Source organism: Staphylococcus sp. HMSC034G07 (assembly GCF_001835975.1).
Classification (GTDB): Bacteria; Bacillota; Bacilli; order Staphylococcales; family Staphylococcaceae; genus Staphylococcus; species Staphylococcus ureilyticus.
In genome coordinates this window covers 696,099-716,621 of record NZ_KV826609.1, presented here as the reverse complement: position 1 = coordinate 716,621, position 20,523 = coordinate 696,099, and the positions used below count along the sequence as shown (strand labels likewise).

The 20,523-nt window shown below is 32.3% G+C and carries 18 protein-coding genes; 17 read left to right on the top strand and 1 reads right to left on the bottom strand.

The features are described 5' to 3' along the window. The first annotated feature begins 2 nt into the window (after positions 1-2). The 8 genes from HMPREF2586_RS11415 to HMPREF2586_RS11380 all read left to right on the top strand — a co-directional run bounded on the left by HMPREF2586_RS11415 (position 3) and on the right by HMPREF2586_RS11380 (position 8,268). Positions 3-1,640, top strand: a complete 1,638-nt coding sequence (locus HMPREF2586_RS11415; protein WP_046208342.1) for a putative polysaccharide biosynthesis protein — start codon at positions 3-5, stop codon at positions 1,638-1,640. After that, complete coding sequence (locus HMPREF2586_RS11410) at positions 1,637-2,335, top strand: pseudouridine synthase (RefSeq protein ID WP_070658731.1); 699 nt, start codon at positions 1,637-1,639, stop codon at positions 2,333-2,335. The genes HMPREF2586_RS11415 and HMPREF2586_RS11410 overlap by 4 nt, the downstream gene beginning before the upstream one ends. A gap of 15 nt (positions 2,336-2,350) precedes the next feature. Continuing rightward, positions 2,351-2,749 (top strand): YtxH domain-containing protein, encoded by a 399-nt coding sequence (locus HMPREF2586_RS11405; protein ID WP_046208344.1) that lies wholly within the window; start codon positions 2,351-2,353, stop codon positions 2,747-2,749. A gap of 223 nt (positions 2,750-2,972) precedes the next feature. Further along, entirely contained in the window at positions 2,973-4,382 is a 1,410-nt protein-coding gene (gene pepV / locus HMPREF2586_RS11400) for a dipeptidase PepV (RefSeq protein WP_064208821.1), read from the top strand. A gap of 2 nt (positions 4,383-4,384) precedes the next feature. Next, entirely contained in the window at positions 4,385-5,230 is an 846-nt protein-coding gene (gene dat / locus HMPREF2586_RS11395) for a D-amino-acid transaminase (RefSeq protein WP_070658729.1), read from the top strand. 459 nt (positions 5,231-5,689) lie between these two features. Continuing rightward, a complete protein-coding gene (locus HMPREF2586_RS11390) occupies positions 5,690-6,481 on the top strand; it encodes a phosphotransferase family protein (protein ID WP_046208347.1) in 792 nt (263 codons plus the stop codon). Positions 6,482-6,496: 15 nt separating this feature from the next. Continuing rightward, on the top strand, positions 6,497-7,138 hold the full coding sequence (gene trmB / locus HMPREF2586_RS11385) for a tRNA (guanosine(46)-N7)-methyltransferase TrmB (RefSeq protein ID WP_064208824.1): 642 nt from the start codon (positions 6,497-6,499) through the stop codon (positions 7,136-7,138). Between the two features lie 302 nt (positions 7,139-7,440). Continuing rightward, positions 7,441-8,268, top strand: a complete 828-nt coding sequence (locus HMPREF2586_RS11380; RefSeq protein ID WP_046206821.1) for a YtnP family quorum-quenching lactonase — start codon at positions 7,441-7,443, stop codon at positions 8,266-8,268. A gap of 176 nt (positions 8,269-8,444) precedes the next feature. Here HMPREF2586_RS11380 and HMPREF2586_RS11375 read toward each other — a convergent pair whose 3' ends face one another. Beyond that, a complete protein-coding gene (locus HMPREF2586_RS11375) occupies positions 8,445-8,762 on the bottom strand; it encodes a hypothetical protein (protein WP_046206822.1) in 318 nt (105 codons plus the stop codon). A gap of 115 nt (positions 8,763-8,877) precedes the next feature. Between HMPREF2586_RS11375 and HMPREF2586_RS11370 the strand changes: the two genes are divergently transcribed. The 9 genes from HMPREF2586_RS11370 to HMPREF2586_RS11330 all read left to right on the top strand — a co-directional run bounded on the left by HMPREF2586_RS11370 (position 8,878) and on the right by HMPREF2586_RS11330 (position 20,519). Further along, the gene (locus HMPREF2586_RS11370; RefSeq protein ID WP_371090945.1) at positions 8,878-9,921 is read left to right on the top strand and encodes a M42 family metallopeptidase; all 1,044 of its coding nucleotides are present in this window, start codon (positions 8,878-8,880) and stop codon (positions 9,919-9,921) included. A gap of 17 nt (positions 9,922-9,938) precedes the next feature. Then, complete coding sequence (locus HMPREF2586_RS11365) at positions 9,939-10,247, top strand: thioredoxin family protein (protein WP_046206824.1); 309 nt, start codon at positions 9,939-9,941, stop codon at positions 10,245-10,247. A 125-nt stretch (positions 10,248-10,372) separates the two neighbouring features. Continuing rightward, positions 10,373-11,236 (top strand): DUF1444 domain-containing protein, encoded by an 864-nt coding sequence (locus HMPREF2586_RS11360; RefSeq protein ID WP_046206825.1) that lies wholly within the window; start codon positions 10,373-10,375, stop codon positions 11,234-11,236. A 12-nt stretch (positions 11,237-11,248) separates the two neighbouring features. Then, complete coding sequence (gene ytpR, locus HMPREF2586_RS11355; protein ID WP_046206826.1) at positions 11,249-11,848, top strand: YtpR family tRNA-binding protein; 600 nt, start codon at positions 11,249-11,251, stop codon at positions 11,846-11,848. 17 nt (positions 11,849-11,865) lie between these two features. Then, entirely contained in the window at positions 11,866-15,534 is a 3,669-nt protein-coding gene (locus HMPREF2586_RS11350; RefSeq protein WP_070812744.1) for a DNA translocase FtsK, read from the top strand. A gap of 23 nt (positions 15,535-15,557) precedes the next feature. Next, positions 15,558-16,871 (top strand): UDP-N-acetylmuramate--L-alanine ligase, encoded by a 1,314-nt coding sequence (gene murC, locus HMPREF2586_RS11345; RefSeq protein WP_046206828.1) that lies wholly within the window; start codon positions 15,558-15,560, stop codon positions 16,869-16,871. Between the two features lie 71 nt (positions 16,872-16,942). Next, positions 16,943-17,434 (top strand): DUF948 domain-containing protein, encoded by a 492-nt coding sequence (locus HMPREF2586_RS11340; RefSeq protein WP_046206829.1) that lies wholly within the window; start codon positions 16,943-16,945, stop codon positions 17,432-17,434. Between the two features lie 82 nt (positions 17,435-17,516). Then, positions 17,517-18,734, top strand: a complete 1,218-nt coding sequence (locus HMPREF2586_RS11335; RefSeq protein ID WP_070658726.1) for a hypothetical protein — start codon at positions 17,517-17,519, stop codon at positions 18,732-18,734. 693 nt (positions 18,735-19,427) lie between these two features. Continuing rightward, complete coding sequence (locus HMPREF2586_RS11330; protein ID WP_046206831.1) at positions 19,428-20,519, top strand: bifunctional 3-deoxy-7-phosphoheptulonate synthase/chorismate mutase; 1,092 nt, start codon at positions 19,428-19,430, stop codon at positions 20,517-20,519. Positions 20,520-20,523: the final 4 nt, after the last annotated feature.

The following is a 20,523-nucleotide window of genomic DNA, read 5'->3' as shown; positions in this document are numbered from 1 at the left end:
GAATGAGTGAAAGTAAAGAATTAGTTAGGGGTACCTTTTTAATCACCCTTAGTATATTGATTACTAAAGTCTTGGGTGTTTTATATATTATTCCTTTTTATTCCATAATTGGTGGAGAAGAAAAATTGGCGCCTTTTAACTATGCATATACGCCGTATAATATTGCCATTGCAGTTGCAACTGCTGGGGTGCCATTAGCGGCGTCTAAATATGTGTCTAAATATAATGCTTTAGGGGCGTATAAAGTCAGTGAAAAATTATATAAATCAAGCTTTATAGTTATGACTATAACAGGATTTATTGGATTTTTCATTTTATATTTATTAGCACCGAGCATTGCCACAATTACTTTAGCCCATGAATCTGGTGCTAAGGGTGGCTGGTCCGTCGCTGACATCACATGGATTATTAGAATTATCAGTATGGTAGTCATATTTATCCCATTACTGGCTACATGGCGTGGTGTGTTCCAAGGTTATAAATCAATGGGTCCAACTGCTGTATCAGAAGTTATTGAACAAATCGCCCGTATTTTATTTATTTTAGTAGGAAGTTATCTAGTTCTGAATGTTTTTGGTGGAAGTGTGTTACAGGCCAATGGTATAGCAACATTTGCTGCTGCAGTAGGTGCGATTGCAGGGATATTCACCTTATGGTATTACTGGAGAAAGAGAAAGCCTAATATTGAAAAAATGGTGGCAACGGATACTTCTGATATTTCTGTATCTTATGGAAAAATGTATAAAGAAATTATTTCTTATAGTATTCCATTTGTAATTGTTAGTTTAAATTTCCCACTGTTTAATTTAGTAGATCAGTTTACACATAATGGTGCCTTAGATTTGGCTGGAGTACCAAGTCGTTTACATGACTATTTCTTTACTATTTTAAACATGACGACAAATAAAATAGTAATGATTCCAACGTCATTATCTGCTGGTTTTGCAGTGAGTTTAATTCCATTTATTACTAAGACGTATGAATCTGGTGAATTAAAAGAAATGCACAGACAGATTCGAACATCATTAGGGGTGTTAATGTATATTACAGTCCCTGCAAGTCTGGGAATTATGGCTTTAGCGCTACCATTGTATACTGTCTTTTATAGTTATAATGTCGATGGTAGTCAATTGTTATTTTATTATGCACCTGTTGCTATTTTAATTGGATTGTTAAGTGTAACAGCTTCTATGCTGCAAGGTATTGATAAACAAAAGTTAACAGTCTTTGTAATTTTAGCGGCAGTAGTATTAAAAGTAATACTAAATACGCCATTGATTATGGCATTCCATACTGCTGGAGCAATTTTAAGTACGGCGATAGCGTTACTATTTGCTGTTATCTGTAATTTTTATATACTTAAAAAATATGCGAGTTTTGACTTCTCAGAAACGTGGTTACATTTTGGTAAAATTTTCTTATATGGCTTGTTAATGATGGTCGTAGTTGAATTATCATCGTTTTTATTACAAATGGTTATTTCTCCGCAAACTAAATTTGGTGCTTTAGCAATTTTAATTATCAGTGTCATAGTAGGTATGATTGTTTACGGTGGTATTACGATGAAGACGAAACTTGCTGACCAATTTTTAGGAGATATTCCAAATAAACTCAGACGTAAATTAGGGATTATAAAATGAGATTAGATAAATTTTTAGCTAATATGGGTGTAGGAACACGTACAGAAGTTAAACAATTATTGAAAAAAGGTATTATTACAGTTAATAATAAAATAGAAAAATCTCCTAAAAAACAAATAAATCCAGAAACTGATGAAGTACAGAAAAACAATGAAACAATTCACTATATTGATAAAGTATATCTAATGTTAAATAAGCCTAAAGGTTACGTATCTGCAACAGAGGATGAGCAACATCAAACAGTTGTGGACTTAGTTGAACCGTACCGTTTTTTAGATGTGTTTCCAGTTGGTCGCTTAGATAAAGATACTTCGGGTTTGTTATTAATTACGAATGATGGCACTTTTAACCATGAACTAATGAGCCCAACGAAACACGTATCTAAAACCTATGAGGTAATTTCCCAAAAAAATATTACAAATAATGATATAAAATCGTTTAAAATGGGTATTGAATTGAATGAGGGTTTGGCAAAGCCTGCGACTTTAGTAAAAAGTGATGAAGCATTTAAATCATTTGTCACAATTTATGAAGGAAGATATCATCAAGTTAAACGCATGTTTCATGCTATAGATAATGAAGTTTTAGAATTGAAACGCATTAGCATTGGTGAATTAAAACTGGATGAATCTTTAGCGCCAGGTGAGTATCGCCATTTAACTCAAATAGATTTTAAACAATTAGGATTAAAATAATAAAGAGGTGTTATTATGTCAAAATTATTAAAAGCAATTTTAGGTGTTGGAGGCGCAGCTGCTGCAGTTGTTCTTTCTAAAAAAGAGAATAGAGATAAATTAAAGGATGAATATAGCAAATATAAATCAAATCCTGAATCTTATAAGCAAAATGCAAAAGACATCGCTAGTCAGATTAGCTCAAAAGCAAATGAAACTTATAATGAAGTAAAACAAGACCCTAAAGGTTATGCTTCAAAAGTAAAACAAGATCCTAAAGGTTTTATTAACGAACAAAAAGAACGTTTTAAGGGTGAATCTGAAGACGAAGAGCATGTTGAGGAAGCAAGATTTACAGATGAAGGTGCTGCTGACCCTTCAAATAATCTTCGCGTCGTTACTGAAGACGAGCTCAAAAACAATAAAAATAAATAAGCAATTATACATTTGATTTTTTTACCTAGTTCATTGTTTTGAACTAGGTTTTTTTATATATTAATACAGAAATTGAAAGTTAGGTATATGAAAGGTTTTAAACTGTTTTTCATTTAATTATACAGTGAATTTTTTAAAATAATAATCACATCTCGCTGTAGTTTCTGTACTACTTCATGTAAAATATTAATTATATAAGTATTAAAAAGGAAGTTGATGCTAAATGTGGAAAGAAAAAGTGAAAGAATACGAAACAGATATTATAAATGATTTAAAAGGCTTATTATCTATTGAAAGTGTGAGAGATGATAATGAAATTTCTTCAGATAATCCAGTCGGACCTGGACCACGTAAAGCATTAGATTATATGTACGAAATTGCTGAACGTGATGGATTTGATACTCACGATGTTGAACATATTGCAGGGCGTATTGAAGCTGGTGAAGGCGAAGATGTTATGGGGATTTTATGTCATGTTGATGTAGTGCCAGCTGGTGATGGTTGGGATACTAATCCTTTTGATCCGGTTGTAACTGAAGATAAGATTATTGCAAGGGGCACACTAGATGACAAAGGGCCAACAATTGCCGCATATTATGCCGTGAAAATATTGAACGATATGAAAGTTAATTGGAAAAAGCGTATACATATCATTATAGGTACTGATGAAGAGTCAGATTGGAAATGTACAGAGCGTTATTTTAAAACTGAAGAAATGCCAACTTTAGGGTTTGCACCTGATGCTGAATTCCCAGCAATACACGGTGAAAAGGGTATTAGTACTTTTGATGTGGTTCAAAATGAAAAAGCTGAAGATAAAGATGAACCAGAATACGAACTTATTTCTTTTACATCAGGTCAACGTTATAACATGGTACCTGACGAAGCAATTGGTAAACTTGCGGTTAAAGAAAATATGACTGACGTCATTCAAAAATTCGAACAATTTTTATCTGATCATAATATAAATGGTGAAAGTATCGTTGATAGTGGCGTATTAGTGCTTAAAGCATACGGTAAAGCTGTACATGGTATGGATCCATCTATTGGTGTGAATGCTGGATTGTACTTATTACATTTCTTAGCCCAATTAGGTTTAGACAAAACTGCTGAAAATTTCACTCAATTTAGTGAACAGTATTTATTCAACTCTCATTTCGGTGAAAAAATGGGAATGAAATTCCACACAGATGTTATGGGAGATGTAACTACAAATATAGGTATCATTTCATATGATAATCAAAATGGTGGTCAATTCGGTATTAATTTAAGATATCCGCAAGGTTTTGAATTTGAAGAAGCCATGACTCGTTTTAAAGGTGAGATTCAGGAACTTGGTTTTTCTATAGCATTAGGTAAAAATCAAACACCTCACTATGTGGATAAAAATGATCCTTTCGTACAAACTTTAGTGAAAACATATCGTAATCAAACAGGTGACCAAACTGAACCATACACAATTGGTGGTGGAACTTACGCTCGAAATTTAGATAAAGGTGTCGCATTTGGTGCTATGTTTAATGATTCAGAAGATTTAATGCATCAAAAAAATGAGTATATTACGAAAAAACAATTATTCAATGCAACTAGTATTTATTTAGAAGCTTTATATGCTCTATGTGTGGAGGAATGATGATGACAAAAGTACTTATTAATGAACATTTAGTAGACGAAAAAGACGCAAGCGTACCATACAATGATCGTGGTTATGTATTTGGTGACGGTATATATGAATATATTAGAACATACAACAATAATATTTTTACTGCCAAACCACATTTTGAAAGACTTTTGAGAAGTGCTAAAGAAATAGGTTTAGAATTGAAATATAATGTAGAAGAGCTTACAGAATTAATCCAAGAATTATTAGCGGCGAATGGTGTCGTTAATGGTGGCGTATATATACAAGTTACACGTGGAGCAGCCCCTCGTGACCATGCATTTCCTACGCCATCAGTAGAAGCAAATGTGATGGCATTTACTAAAACTTACGATCGTCCATATAAATTATTAGAAGAAGGTATTAATGCGATTACAACTGAAGATATTCGTTGGTTAAGATGTGATATTAAAAGCTTGAATTTACTTGGCAATGTGTTGGCTAAAGAGCGTGCAGTTAAATATAACGCTCAAGAGGCTATTCAACATAGAGGTGATATTGTTACTGAAGGATCATCAAGCAATGTTTATGCTATTAAAGCTGGAGAAATCTATACACATCCAGTAAATAATTATATATTGAATGGTATTACACGTATGGTCATAAAAGATATTGCTCAAGAAAAAGGTATACCGTTTAATGAAGGTACATTTACTGTAGATTTTTTAAGAAATGCAGATGAAATTATTGTGTCTAGTACATCTATTGAAGTAATGCCAGTCGTAAAATTAGATGGTGAACAAGTAGGAGACGGAGAAGTTGGACCAATAACGAAATTGTTACAAGAAGGATTTAATAGATACATTGACACAGATAGTTAATATTTTCCATAAAAGGAAATAAAATGTAACTTTTACCAAAGCTAAATTATGTTATAATGCTAACTGAGCCGATTTAAAAATTATAGAAAAATACTGTAGTAAAATGTGACTTTTTGTTTCTCATTATTGGTTGAAATAAATCCTTAAACATTATAAAATCTTCTATGAGACTTGAAATTGAGACATGAAATTTCATTTAAAAAAACTAAAGGAATTTTTCGAAAAAAATACTGTTACGAGATGATATATGATATGATGTTAAAGTTATTATCAATCTCGATACAGTATTTCATATTTAAATATAAAAACTTGATTCTATGGGACAAAATGGTCGTTATCATATAATGACAGTAATATAGAGTTTTAAGTTTAAAAGTGTGTGTATTAGAAAATGATTATATTTGGCTCTCGAAATCTGTTTTCTGGAGCCATTTTCTAATTGAAAGTGAGGTGAACGTGTTGGAGCAGTTTTATCAATTAGGGTGGACACTTGATTCAGCAGGTGGTGCATCTGGAGAAGCATATATGGCTGAACAAGATGGGCAGAAATTGTTTTTAAAACGAAATTCAAACCCATTTATTGCAGCCTTGTCTGCTGAAGGTATTGTACCTAAGCTCGTATGGACGAAACGAATAGAGACTGGGGAAGTCGTGACGGCGCAGCATTGGAAAAATGGCAGAGAGTTAACTTTTGATGAGATGTATGAACAACGAGTAGCTAATTTATTGAAAAAAATACATAGTTCAAAAACACTTTTGAATATGTTGAAGCGTATGGAAATGTATCCTATTACGCCTGATATTTTGTTGAATAAAATAAACGCCTCATTATCTAGAGAAGTGTTAACACACCATGTGGTGCGAAAGGCATTAACTTATTTAGAAGATCATATGCCAAGTCTTGACCCTAGATTTTTTACAGTTGTCCATGGAGATGTCAATCATAATAATTGGTTGTTGTCTGACCACGATGAACTATTTTTAGTGGATTGGGAAGGTGCAATGATTGCAGATCCAGCAATTGATTTAGGCATGCTGCTATACAATTACGTTCCTGAAAATAAATGGCCTCAGTGGTTAAATGATTACGGTACGAAAGATTCTATAGACTTGCAAAAAAGAATGAAATGGTATACTGCTGTACAATCTATTGGTATGGTTCAGTGGTATGAAGAACAAAAACGCTATAAAGATATGAATATGTGGCTGAAGTTCTTAAACCAAGTAATGAATAACAATGCATTTATATAAGGAGTTATCAAGAAAATGAGAATGCGTTACAAGCCATGGGCAGAAGATTATTTAAAATCGCATCCTGATATTGTAGACACAGATGGCAGCCATGCAGGACATATAAGTGAGTGGTTTGACAAAGAACAACCAATTTATATTGAAATTGGTTCCGGCATGGGACAATTTATAACAACACTTGCTGCACAAAGACCTGAAATTAATTTTATATCTATGGAACGTGAAAAAAATGTAATGGTCAAAGTGTTAGATAAAGTGAGAGAGCAAAATCTAACGAATATTAAATTGATATGTAACGATGCGATAGAATTAAATGAATACTTTAAAGATGGTGAAATTTCACGTATTTATTTAAATTTTTCTGATCCTTGGCCGAAAAGAAGACATACTAAGCGTAGATTGACGTATCATACGTTTTTATCTTTGTATAAACAAGTGTTAAAAACAGATGGTGAGATTCATTTTAAAACAGATAATAGAGGATTATTTGCCTATAGCTTAGAAAGTATGTCCCAATTTGGTATGTATTTTACAAAAATAAATTTGAACTTGCATCAAGAAGAAAAAGAAAATAATATTGAAACAGAATATGAGCGCAAGTTTTCAGACAGAGGTTCAAGAATTTATAGAATGGAAGCAAAATTCCATAGTAATTAAATATTTGTAATGACGCAGCCCAAAATCTCACGTTCAAAACAAAGGACTAATCCGCAAAAATGACGGATTAGTCCTTTTTATTATAAGCGTGCTACGATTTTGCTTGTACATGCTTGCCTGGGGGTATGACTCGAGCCTGTAGTCTCTTGTTCATATCATTTCACTAGGCATCAGTACATAACAAAATCACCATGAAATTTTGTTGTAGCAGAAGACTAACAAATTTCGTTATTTTACGTGTACTGTGTATTATATTACTATATTAATTAATTAGTAATTAAATCAAGAAATGGGGACTGATTATGAAATTAGGAAATTTCAAGATACATTACCTGAACGGTGGCATTACAAATATTGATGGTGGAGCGATGTTTGGTGTGGTTCCGAAAGTTTTATGGGCTAAAAAATATGAGCAAAGTGAGGAAAATCGGATTCCATTACCTACACATCCAATTTTAATACAAACGGAAGAATTTAACTTTATTATTGATACTGGTATTGGTAATCATAAGCTTACCGAAAAAGAGCGTAAAATATTTGGTGTGCATTATGAAAGTAATATAGAAGAAGATTTAAAATTATTTAATTTGACAACGAATGATATTGATTATGTTTTAATGTCACATTTACACTTTGACCATGCTTCAGGATTAACTGATAGTGAAGGGCGTGCAGTTTTTAAAAATGCGATTCATGTTATTCAACAAGATGAATGGCATGAGTTTGTTAGCCCAAATATACGAAGTAAATCAACTTATTGGCAGAAAAATAATGGTGATTTCACCGATAAATTATTGCTGTTTGAAAAAGAAATTGAAATCGTCAAAGGGATTAATATGTATCATACTGGTGGCCATAGTTACGGTCACTCTATTATTACAGTAGAAAATGCAGGAGAAAAAGCAGTACATATGGGAGATATTTTTCCTACAGTCGCACATAAAAATCCACTGTGGGTAACTGCTTACGATGATTATCCAATGCAGTCTATAAGAGAAAAAGAACGCATGATACCTAGATTCATTTTAGAAAATTACTGGTTTTTATATTATCATGATGTAAATTACTTTGCTGTAAAATTTAATCAAAAGGAACCATCTGAAATCGAGCATTACATTACAAGAGAATAAAATAAAAGGTTAAAGTTTTGAACATTTGAAATAGCACTATATCTTAACTAAAAATACAATCAATGTCTTCATAGTTTGAGCAGTAATATAGTTTATTTCTTTCATTGTAATCATCTCAGTGTAGTCGACAAATATTTTCTACATGATACAAGTGTGTTCATAACTTTAACCGTTTATCATTTACATTCAATGATGTTTATCACTTCACCAGTTTTAGCGTCGGCATAAAAATCATAATAAGTGCGTTTGCCATTATGAAGGGTAGTGATACCACCTTGAAAGACTTCTAATTGATCGCCAGCATTTTGATACATTATCGTTTCATTTAGTATGTAAGAACCTACAACATTCATAAAATAAGTTTTTACATCTGTAATAATAGCTTCTGGATTACGATTTTGTAGTTGCTTTTGACGCGTATAAAAATAAATTGATCCAACAATAGTTGTTATTGAAATTAAGCCGATGAAGAACCAACTTTTTTTATTCAACATATTACAATCTACCCCCAATAAATTCATATTTATAGTTTACCATAATGAAGATGATATAATAAATATTAAGGAGTGAATGACATTGAGTATAGACAAAAGTAAAACATTATCAAGAATGAAAATATTAACAGAATTACATGGAGCGCCAGGATTTGAAGATGACGTTAAATCATATTTGAAATCTGAAATGTCACCGTATGTAGATGACTTTGTATACAATCGAATGGGCGGCTTTTATGGAGTTAAGAGAGCTAAATCTAAAAATTCAAAGAAAATAATGGTTGCTGCTCATATGGACGAAGTGGGCTTTTTAATAACGAACATCACAGATAATGGGCTCTTACAATTCACGAATTTAGGTGGAGTAGCGACTGATATATGGCAAGGTCAAAGACTAAAAGTTAAAACAAGAAACAATGAAGAAATCATAGGAGTTGTAGCGAATATACCGAAACATTTTAGGACAGGTAACGAAGGTGCACCAAAAATTGAGGACCTATTATTAGATATTGGTTGTGAAAGTGAACAAGATGTTATCAATCGAGGCATTCAAATTGGTGATACTATTGTTCCAGACACACCGTTCACACAGTTATCAGAGCATAGGTTTGCTAGTAAAGCGTGGGACAATCGTTATGGTTGTTTATTAGGTATAGAATTATTAGAATTATTAAAAGACGTAGAGCTAGATTTTGATTTATATGTTGGCGCAAATGTTCAAGAAGAGGTTGGGTTAAGAGGTGCAAAAGCCTCTGCTGAATTAATCGATCCGGATGTAGCTTTTGTAGTAGATTGTTCGCCAGCAAATGATATGAAAGGAAAGCAAAATCTTTCCGGTGAATTGGGTCAAGGGACATTGATTCGTATAAAAGATGGTACGATGATACTAAAGCCAACGTTTAGAGATTTTCTATTAGATTTAGCAAATAAATTTCAAATTCCATATCAATATTATATGTCTCCAGGCGGTACAGATGGAGGAGAAATTCACAAAGCAAACATTGGTATTCCAACTGCAGTTATTGGTGTTTGTGCACGCTATATTCACAGTACAAATGCAGTATTTGATTTTCGTGATTATGACGCTGCAAGAAACTTAATATTACAATCAGTTAAAAATTTAGATGACGAAATAATAAATACTTTACAGTATAAATAATGTTTTGGAGTGATTAGATGGAACAATTAGAAAATGAACAACAATTTTTAGAATTTAAAAGAGGGGACACTGTATTTTTATTTACTGCTGATTGGTGTCCAGATTGTAAAGTGATTGAACCAGACTTACCACAACTTGAAGCGAAGTATACAAATTATAAATTTGTATCAGTGGATAGAGATAAATTTATAGATATTTGCATTGAACATGGTATTATGGGCATTCCTAGCTTTTTAGTATTTAGTAATGGACAACAAATTGGAAGTTATATTGGAAAAGAACGTAAATCCATTGAACAGATAGATAATTTTTTAGCTTCTTTATAAACATAAAGTGAATGAATCTTATTAAGTGCACGATAAAAATATACCCTTAGAACTTACTTTTTTTCTGTTCCTAAGGGTATATTTATTGTAAACTGTATAAAGACACGTAAATAGGAGTGTTAACGATGAATGTCTTTCAAATGAGAGATAAATTAAAAGATAGATTAAAACATTTAGATGTCAAATTTAGTTTTAATCGTGATGAAGAAACGCTACGCGTATCTAGAAATGATAATGGCAAAGGTGTCACTGTCAAACTTTCAACAATTGTAGCGAAATATAAAGAACAAAAAGAAAATATTGTAGATGAAATTGTATATTATGTCGAAGAAGCGATTGAACAAATGAAAGGGGAGGCGTTATCTGAAACAGAGAATATTGAGATAATGCCTGTATTAAGGTCGCCTAGTTTTGATAAAAAAGACAAAGAAGGTAATTCATTTGTTATAGATAAACATACTGCAGAAACTAATATTTATTATGCAGTAGATTTAGGAAAATCTTATCGCTTGATAGATGAGCAAATGTTAGAAAAATTAAATCTTACTAAACAACAAGTGAAAGAAATGGCTTTATTTAATGTTCGAAAACTTGAAAACAAATATAAAACCGATGAAGTTAAGGGTAATATCTTCTATTTTGTAAATTCAAATGATGGTTACGATGCCAGTAGAATTTTAAATTCTACCTTTTTAAATGACATACAAGCGCAATGTGAAGGTGAAATGTTGGTGGCAGTACCGCATCAAGACGTGTTGATTATTGCTGATATTCGAAATAAAACAGGTTACGATGTTATGGCACACTTAACGATGGAATTCTTCACGAAAGGATTAGTTCCAATTACGTCACTTTCATTAGCTTATGATAATGGACATTTTGAGCCAATATTTATTTTGGGTAAAAATAATAAACAAAAAAGAAACCCAAATGTCATCCAAAGATTAGAAGCAACTCGAAAACAATATGAAAATAAAGATAAGGAATAAGGAGTTAAAAAAATGAATTTATTTTACAATAAAGAAGCTGTAGGAGATGTAGCTTTTTTACAAATTGAGCCCGCAACAGGCGAATTTACGTATGAGACGAAGAATGATGTAGTAGCAATTCGTCAAGATAACAAGATTGTAGGTTTTAATATATTCAATGCATCAAAAGTGTCAGATATTGATGGAAATGGACATATAAAGTTGGATGAGAAGTTAATTCAGGACTTACAACAAGCAATTAAAAATGCTGGTTTCACGTTTGAACTAAATGCAGATTTATCACCAAAATTTGTTGTTGGTTATGTTGAAACTAAAGAAAAACACCCTGATGCTGATAAATTAAGTGTATTGAATGTAGATGTAGCAACAGAAAAGCTACAAATTGTTTGTGGTGCGCCGAATGTTGAAGCAGGGCAAAAGGTCGTTGTTGCAAAAGTAGGTGCAGTAATGCCTAGTGGAATGGTTATTAAAGATGCAGCCTTACGCGGTGTAGATTCAAGTGGAATGATTTGTTCTATGAAAGAATTAAATTTACCAAATGCACCACAGGAAAAAGGTATTATGGTATTGTCTGATGAATACAAAGTTGGACAGGCATTTTTTGAAGAATAGAAGGAGGTAATGTCCGAATGAGCTGGTTCGACAAATTATTTGGAGAAGAAAATGATCCTAATAAAGACTATCTAAATAAAAGAAACCAACGACGTCAAAAGAGTCAAGAACATCAAGACACATTACTTCCTCAAAATAACGATGTTTATGAGAGACCTAAAGGGAAATTTAGATTTCCAATGCGTGTTTTAGAAGAAAATAGTGAAACTGAGGACGCTATTAATGGAAAATCAGAAAATGAATTTAAAAATTCTGACCATAAATCAACTAGTCACCATACTGAGAATCACAGTCATAGAAGAAGAAGACAAATGGCTAATGAAAATGCTACAGATAAATTTACTCAATCATCTAAAGAATCATATGCAACATCTCGTAGTAAAACAAATGCGTCATTAGATAATGAAGTTCAAAAAGAAAAGAGACAACACAAAGGCAAAAGAACAAGAATTCAAACAGACGTTTTAGGTGGTACTGGACGTGAAAATGGTCATAGTACAAAAAGACATGAGCCCACTACCCCTCAATATCATAAAAGTGAATTTAAAGCTAGCGAGGTTCCGTCAGCTATTTTTGGCACTAAAAAACCACACCCTTTAGAAAATGGTGTGATAAAACCTAATCATCGTTTTAAAGATGATAATGAAAATAAAGTGCAAGAAGAACGCAAATCAAATTCTAGTAATGACCATAATGACACTGCTGAAACAACGTTTGATCAACCTTCTCAAGTTGATAGCGAACAACCATCAGCTAAAAAGAGCAATGAACAACTACAAGATAAGTCGATACAACAAGAAAATGTATCACAAGCTACTACTACTCCAAAAAAGAATAATACCATCAATATAGAAAATATCTATGCTTCTCAAATTGTTGAAGAAATTCGTCGCGAACGTGAACGTAAAGTGCTTCAAAAACGTCAATTTAAAAAAGCATTGCAACAGAAGCGTCAAGAAAATCAACAAAATGATGAAGATACAATTCAAAAAGCAATTGATGAAATGTATGCACAGCAAGCAAAACAATATATTGGAGAAAGTTCATTAGATGGTGCACAAAATAAAATTAGTGATACAGACTATTCAACAAAATCGTCTGGTGAAGATGCAACGGATGAACATGATACAACTGACCAAATTGATACGTCACAATACAATTATCAAGAAATTAATTTAGACAATATAAGTAATGTACATAACATTAACGACTCTGACGATGTTTCAAATACAAATGAAAATCAAACAGAAAATGTAGAAACAGCATCAAATCTTACAGAATCATCAACGAATCATGCTAACGATGAAACAAATCTTTCTCAAGATATTGATCATGCAGATATAGACAATCATTTGCACCATCATGACGAAAATTCAAATGGAACTATTGATAATACTGGTATTTCGGAAGCTACCTATAGAGAAATTTCAGATAATCAAAAAGATACGACACAAAATACAGTTGATTTGACTCAACAAACTAATAACAATGAACGAAAAACGTCACAAAGTGAAAATGATGATGTATTAGATCATACATCATTGCATACTAAACATCATTTTGAAAAAGAAGATGAGCAATATGTAGATGAGTCTAATGATATTAATCAGAATGAATCACGGAATGAAGAAGATTCATCAGCTTCAACTGAAGCGAATGAAAATGGTGAAGAAACAGTTGTTAATGACGTGCAAATGTCAGAGAATAACGAAAATGAAGCACAACAAGATCATGTTAAAACAAACGCTAAAGTGAATAGTGATGAACAAAACAATCAACAACATAAAAATACAATCAACTCGAAAGGAAGCAAACCAAAACCTTTCAATGTAGTAATGACACCATCTGACAAAAAAAGAATGCTTGATGCCAAGAAAAATCTTAACGACACACATGCTTTTGTGAACTCCAATGATACTGAATTACAACAATCAGATGAAAAAATAGATAAAACGGCACAAAGTGAAAAAGATGAATCAACTGCTGCATTTAATCAACAAATGCAAACTGAAACTAACCTGGAAGAACATAATTCTAATGCTAATGAGTCAAAAGATACGTTTATAAATACGGAATCTGAAACGTTGACTGAGGATGAAGAAGTAGCATCCAGCATAGATGACAAAAATGAAGTTATAAGTCACAGGTATAATGGACAACCACAAAATGCCGAAACCAATCATGTGGATAAACATTCTGTAGATGCTACCGTTTCTCATAAATCAAATTCTGTGAATCAGCAGAACCAAAGCATGCAAGCATCCCAAGAAAGCAAAACAACTATACGAAAAGGTCCAAATATTAAACTTCCGAGTATTGATTTACTGGATGAACCTAAGGTCCATGAAGTAGATAATCAGTGGATTGAAGAAAAGAAACAAGAATTAAATGAAGCATTTTACTATTTCAATGTACCTGCGGAAGTTCAAACTGTTACAGAAGGGCCAAGTGTGACTCGTTTTGAATTATCTGTAGAAAAAGGTGTAAAAGTATCAAGAATCACTAACTTACAAGATGATATTAAAATGGCGTTAGCAGCAAAAGACATACGTATTGAAGCGCCTATTCCAGGTACAAGTTTAGTAGGTATTGAGGTGCCAAATCAGTCTTCAACACCTGTTAATTTACGTTCTATCATAGAAGATAATACTTTTAAAAATGCTGAATCTAAATTAACAGTTGCTATGGGACTTAGAATTAATAATGAGCCGTTAGTTATGGATATAGCAAAAACGCCTCATGCATTAATTGCTGGTGCTACAGGTTCAGGTAAATCAGTATCTATTAACAGCATTTTAATGTCATTATTGTATAAAAATCATCCTGAGGAGCTAAGATTATTACTTATCGATCCTAAGATGGTTGAGTTGGCACCATATAATGGTTTGCCACATTTGGTATCTCCTGTTATTACAGATGTTAAAGCTGCTACACAAAGTTTAAAATGGGCAGTGGAAGAAATGGAACGTCGTTATAAAGTATTTGCTAAATATCATGTTAGAAATATTACTGCATTTAATAAAAAGGCAAATTATGAAGATAGAATGCCAAAAATTGTTATAGTAATAGATGAATTAGCTGATTTAATGATGATGGCGCCACAAGAGGTTGAACAATCAATTGCACGAATTGCACAAAAAGCACGCGCATGTGGAATTCATATGTTAGTTGCAACACAAAGACCATCTGTAAATGTAATTACAGGGCTAATCAAAGCGAACATACCGACACGTATTGCTTTTATGGTATCTTCAAGCGTAGATTCACGTACAATTTTAGATAGTGGTGGAGCAGAACGCTTATTAGGTTATGGAGATATGCTCTACCTAGGAAGTGGAATGAACAAACCAATACGTGTACAAGGAACTTTCGTTTCTGATGAAGAAATTGATGATGTCGTTGATTTTATAAAACAGCAACGTGAACCTGATTATCTTTTTGAAGAAAAAGAATTGTTGAAAAAAGTAGAAAGTCATCCGCAAGATGATTTATTCGACGATGTATGTCGATTTATGGTACAAGAAGGACATATTTCTACTTCACTGATACAAAGACATTTCCAAATCGGTTATAATCGAGCTGCTAGAATTGTAGACCAATTAGAACAGTTAGGTTATATTTCGGAAGCAAATGGTTCTAAACCCAGAGATGTGTATATCACTGAATCTGATTTAAATGATAATTAATATAGAGATAAAGGAGTGTTACAATGACACATTACCATTTTGTCGGCATTAAAGGTGCCGGAATGAGTTCATTAGCACAAATCATGCATGATCTTGGAAATGAAGTACAAGGGTCAGATATTAAGAATTATGTTTTTACAGAAGTCGCATTAAAAAATAAAGGTATAAAAATTCTCCCTTTTGATGCAGATAATATTAAGGAAGATATGGTCATTGTTCAAGGTAATGCATTTCCTGATACGCATGAAGAAGTTGTACGCGCGCATGATTTAAATTTAGAAGTGATTCGTTATCACGATTTCTTAGGTCATGTTATTAACCAATATACTTCAGTTGCTGTAACAGGTGCGCATGGTAAAACATCAACAACTGGTTTACTATCACATGTTATGAATGGAGATAAAAAAACATCCTTTTTAATTGGTGACGGTACTGGATTAGGTATTCCAGCTAGTGATTACTTTGCTTTTGAAGCATGCGAATACCGTAGACATTTTTTAAGTTATCATCCGGATTATACAATTATGACAAATATTGATTTTGATCATCCAGATTATTTTAAAGATGTGCATGATGTTTTTAATGCCTTTCAAGAAATGGCGCAAAATGTAAAAAAAGCAATTATCGCATGGGGAGATGATCCATATCTTCGTGATTTAAAAGCAGATGTACCTATTTATTATTATGGATTTTCTGAAAATGACGATATTTATGCGGATAATATTCAAATTAGTGAGAAGGGTACACAATTTGATGTTTATATTAATAATAATTTTTATGATACCTTCTTATCTCCACAATTTGGAGACCATAATATCTTAAATGGACTTGCTGTAATAGCAATCAGTTATTTAGAAGGATTGAACGTTGATAATATTAAAGAAGCGTTAGAAACATTTGGTGGTGTAAAACGTAGATTTAATGAAACTAAGGCAGGTAAACAAGTATTAGTAGATGATTATGCTCACCATCCAAGAGAAATTAGTGCTACAATTGAGACAGCACGAAAAAAATATCCTAATAAAGAAGTTATAGCTGTTTTCCAACCACATACTTTCAGTAGAACACAAGCTTTTTTAGAAGAATTTGCTGAATGTTTAAGTCTTGCGGATAAAACATTTTTATGCGAAATTTTCGGCTCAATAAGAGAAAACAATGGCGAACTAACTATTCAAGACTTGGTTGAAAGGGTAGATGGTTCTACACTTATTGATGAGCAAAGTGTAAATACTTTAGAACAATATGAAGATGCGGTTATCTTATTTATGGGTGCAGGCGATATACAAAAAATCCAGCGCGCATATATGGAAAATATCGGTGTAACTACCTCATTTTAATATGTTTATGTTAAAATGATGTGGGTATTTATATTAAATAACAACATATGTTTTTTTAGGAGGCGTTTTTAATGGAATGGATTTTACCTATAGCTGGAATAATTGCAGCGATTGCTTTTTTAGTGTTATGTATAGGAATCGTTGTTGTATTACTTTCAGTTAAGAAAAATTTAGATCACGTTGCTAAAACTCTTGATGGAGTTGAAGGACAAATTCAAGGGATTACACGTGAGTCTACTGATTTACTTCATAAAGCGAATCGCTTAACTGAAGATATTCAAGATAAATCAGAACGTTTAAACTCTGTCGTTGATGCTGTTAAAGGTATCGGTGATTCAGTTCAAACATTAAATGGTTCTGTTGATCGAGTAACAAACTCAATCACGCACAATATTTCTCAAAATGAAGATAAAATTTCTCAAGTTGTACAATGGTCAAATGTTGCAATGGAAGTTGCTGACAAATGGCAAAACAGAAGAAATCGTAGAGAAAGTGCAAATTATAAAACAAGTAGTGTAGCAAATGATGCAAATCACAGCTATACTACACGTGTTGACCATTAATCATTTATATACTTAAAAAACAAATGCACTTAAATGAGGTATAAACTTATTTAAGTGCATTTGTTATAGGAGGCATTCAAATATGAAGTACTATAATCGAGATGATTACGAAAGAAATTTAGAAAGTTATGAAGTACCAGAATATTTTACATCCGGTGCTAGAAATGTGTTTGTTTATGGATTTATAGTAGGTGCTGTGATAGGTTCGGCTGTAGGATTAGTGTCTATTAGTAAATCACGTCAAAGTGAGAAATCCGTTCCTAAAAGTAATAAAACATTCAAATCAAATGTAGTTAAAGAAGCTGAAAATGACAAACTAGAAGCAGAACGTCAAGTTGCGCATATTAAAGAAAAAGCAATTACAAACAATGAATTAGGTGCGCAAAAAGTTGCAATTCAACAAGAGACGGCTACTCACAACTTATCTGATACGTCACCACAAGCACAAGATACATTAACTGAACAACAATCGGATGAAACATCAGAAGGCTTGAATAATATTGATGAACAAGCACAACCAACTGATAGTGAAAAGAATGCTCAAAAAAGTGCAATCAAGAAAGAGTCAGAAACACATCATTTAGCTGATTCTACAGTTGCTTCAACGTCTAACGAATCACAAAAAAATGATACAGTATCGGCTACGAAATTAGCCAATGCTGCTGAAGAAAAAAATAAAGCTTTAAAAAATGACCCGACAATTAAGAAAAATACAACTGAACTTGTAACTGAAGAAAGTGTAAAATCTAATTCTAAAAAAGAAGTACCTAATTTAGTTACAAAAAATGACAAGACTGAAACTAAAGATAGCTTAAATTCAGCAACAATTGCAGATGGTATTACTGCTTCGGGATTAGCATTAGCAGCGAGTCAAAAACGTGATGCAATGTCTAAAGACCCAAAAGTAGCTGAAAAAACCGTTAATTTATTAAAACCTGAATCTTTAACAGTCAAAGGTAATCAAGAAGTGCCTAATTTAGTTACAAAGAAATTAGATAATGCAGTTGAAAATAATAATAAAGTAGAAAATTCTGCTGATAAACATGATCAATCTTCAACTAAAAATACACCTCAGGCTGCAGAGCAACGTGTTAAACAAACACATAAAAGTGTGTCGTTTAAAGACGGTATAATTGTACATGATAATGCTGAACAAGGTATTAGTAAGCAATCTTCTAATAATAGTACTGATAGCTCTAATTCTGACAATGAGGTGCCAACATATTCAAAAAATAGATTGCAAAGCAAAAAGACTGAAAAAGCAAAAAGTAAAATAGATAAAAGAACATTTAATGATTAAAACTGTTATGTGATTTTAGAATAAATTCTATAATCAAAAGCAGTCTCGGACATAAATTCTATACTCAAAATAAGAGGGCCAATGCATAATATGGATTGGTCCTCTTTATAGTTAAAATCTTACGTTTTTGACTGTCCATGCTTGGCTAGGATATGGTTCGAGCCTGTAGTCTCTCACTCATAAGATTCTCCCTGGGTGTCAGCACATTACAAAATCAGTATAATTGATATTTTGTTATTCAAAAATAAGGCACTTACTTATAATTTAATAAACATTACTCAACTAAATTAACGAAATGCCTTATATGTGAAATGTATATCTTTACTCAACATACACTGTCAATGAACACTTCAGTACTTATTCCTACAATTATCAGTAAACTAAAAATTAACGAATCAACTACCCGCATTAGATAACATAAGTATAGTTACTTATGTTAAGTGGGGTTTAATATCCTTGCATACGCTGTGATGAGCGTTGGTATAAATTGATTATTTATGGAATAGTGTAAAAATACGGCTAGAAAATAACAGAAAATTCAGTTATCATTAAACGTATTCACTTTAAAAGTGATTTTTTACGTTTGAGACTTGAACTTATATGCAGTTATTGTTAGAATTACGTTTAACAAATATTTTATCGCTTTAAAGCAGAATAAAATATCGCTGTAAAATTTTCATAGAGGTGACTAAAATGACAGACAAATTACAAGAATACAGAGATGAAATTGTTGGAATTAATGAACAAATACTAGACCTTTTATCTAAAAGAGGGAAGATTGCACAAAAAATAGGTGAAGAAAAGCGCAAGCAGGGTACAATGGTTTATGACCCTCAACGTGAAAAAGAAATGATTAACCAACTATTAGATAAAAACGAAGGTCCGTTTAATGATAATGTGATTAAACAACTATTTAAAGAAATATTTAAAGCCTCTACTGACTTGCAAAAATCAGAGAATGAAAAACATTTATATGTATCTAGAAAATTGAAACCAGAAGATACGATTGTTCAGTTTGATAATAAAGGTATTATCGGTGACGGTAATAAATCTTTTGTTTTTGGTCCATGCTCAGTTGAATCACAAGAACAAGTAGATACAGTTGCAGCAGATTTACAAGCCAAAGGTGAAAAGTTCATTAGAGGTGGAGCGTTTAAACCTCGTACATCACCTTATGATTTCCAAGGTTTAGGTGAAGAAGGACTAAAAATACTTAAAAATACAAAAGATAAATATGGTTTAAATGTTGTAAGTGAAATTGTAAATCCAGCAGATTTTGAAATCGCTGATCAATATTTAGACGTTTTCCAAATTGGTGCGCGTAATATGCAAAATTTTGAATTATTAAAAGAAGCAGGACGTTCTAATAAGCCAGTATTATTAAAACGTGGATTAGCCGCTACAATCGAAGAATTTATCTTTGCAGCTGAATATATTGCATCGCAAGGTAATGAAAATATAATTTTATGTGAACGTGGTATACGTACATATGAAAAAGCTACAAGAAATACATTAGATATTTCAGCAGTACCGATTTTAAAACAGGGGACACATTTACCAGTTTTAGTAGATGTTACACATAGTACTGGACGTAAAGATATCATGTTACCAACTGCAAAAGCAGGTTTAGCTGTTGGTGCTGATGGTATTATGGCAGAAGTTCACCCAGATCCTTCTGTTGCATTAAGTGATAGCGGTCAACAAATGGATTTAAATGAATTTGAAAAATTCTACAATGAATTAAAACCATTAGCTGATATGTATAACAATAAACAATTAAAATAATTTA

What these genes read in the sequence shown, in the direction of transcription:
- HMPREF2586_RS11415 (WP_046208342.1), top strand. Translation starts at nt 3, where the DNA reads ATGAGTGAAAGTAAAGAATTAGTTAGGGGTACCTTTTTAATCACCCTT.
- HMPREF2586_RS11410 (WP_070658731.1), top strand. Translation starts at nt 1,637, where the DNA reads ATGAGATTAGATAAATTTTTAGCTAATATGGGTGTAGGAACACGTACA.
- HMPREF2586_RS11405 (WP_046208344.1), top strand. Translation starts at nt 2,351, where the DNA reads ATGTCAAAATTATTAAAAGCAATTTTAGGTGTTGGAGGCGCAGCTGCT.
- pepV (WP_064208821.1), top strand. Translation starts at nt 2,973, where the DNA reads ATGTGGAAAGAAAAAGTGAAAGAATACGAAACAGATATTATAAATGAT.
- dat (WP_070658729.1), top strand. Translation starts at nt 4,385, where the DNA reads ATGACAAAAGTACTTATTAATGAACATTTAGTAGACGAAAAAGACGCA.
- trmB (WP_064208824.1), top strand. Translation starts at nt 6,497, where the DNA reads ATGAGAATGCGTTACAAGCCATGGGCAGAAGATTATTTAAAATCGCAT.
- HMPREF2586_RS11380 (WP_046206821.1), top strand. Translation starts at nt 7,441, where the DNA reads ATGAAATTAGGAAATTTCAAGATACATTACCTGAACGGTGGCATTACA.
- HMPREF2586_RS11375 (WP_046206822.1), bottom strand. Translation starts at nt 8,762, where the DNA reads ATGTTGAATAAAAAAAGTTGGTTCTTCATCGGCTTAATTTCAATAACA.
- HMPREF2586_RS11370 (WP_371090945.1), top strand. Translation starts at nt 8,878, where the DNA reads ATGAAAATATTAACAGAATTACATGGAGCGCCAGGATTTGAAGATGAC.
- HMPREF2586_RS11365 (WP_046206824.1), top strand. Translation starts at nt 9,939, where the DNA reads ATGGAACAATTAGAAAATGAACAACAATTTTTAGAATTTAAAAGAGGG.
- HMPREF2586_RS11360 (WP_046206825.1), top strand. Translation starts at nt 10,373, where the DNA reads ATGAATGTCTTTCAAATGAGAGATAAATTAAAAGATAGATTAAAACAT.
- ytpR (WP_046206826.1), top strand. Translation starts at nt 11,249, where the DNA reads ATGAATTTATTTTACAATAAAGAAGCTGTAGGAGATGTAGCTTTTTTA.
- HMPREF2586_RS11350 (WP_070812744.1), top strand. Translation starts at nt 11,866, where the DNA reads ATGAGCTGGTTCGACAAATTATTTGGAGAAGAAAATGATCCTAATAAA.
- murC (WP_046206828.1), top strand. Translation starts at nt 15,558, where the DNA reads ATGACACATTACCATTTTGTCGGCATTAAAGGTGCCGGAATGAGTTCA.
- HMPREF2586_RS11340 (WP_046206829.1), top strand. Translation starts at nt 16,943, where the DNA reads ATGGAATGGATTTTACCTATAGCTGGAATAATTGCAGCGATTGCTTTT.
- HMPREF2586_RS11335 (WP_070658726.1), top strand. Translation starts at nt 17,517, where the DNA reads ATGAAGTACTATAATCGAGATGATTACGAAAGAAATTTAGAAAGTTAT.
- HMPREF2586_RS11330 (WP_046206831.1), top strand. Translation starts at nt 19,428, where the DNA reads ATGACAGACAAATTACAAGAATACAGAGATGAAATTGTTGGAATTAAT.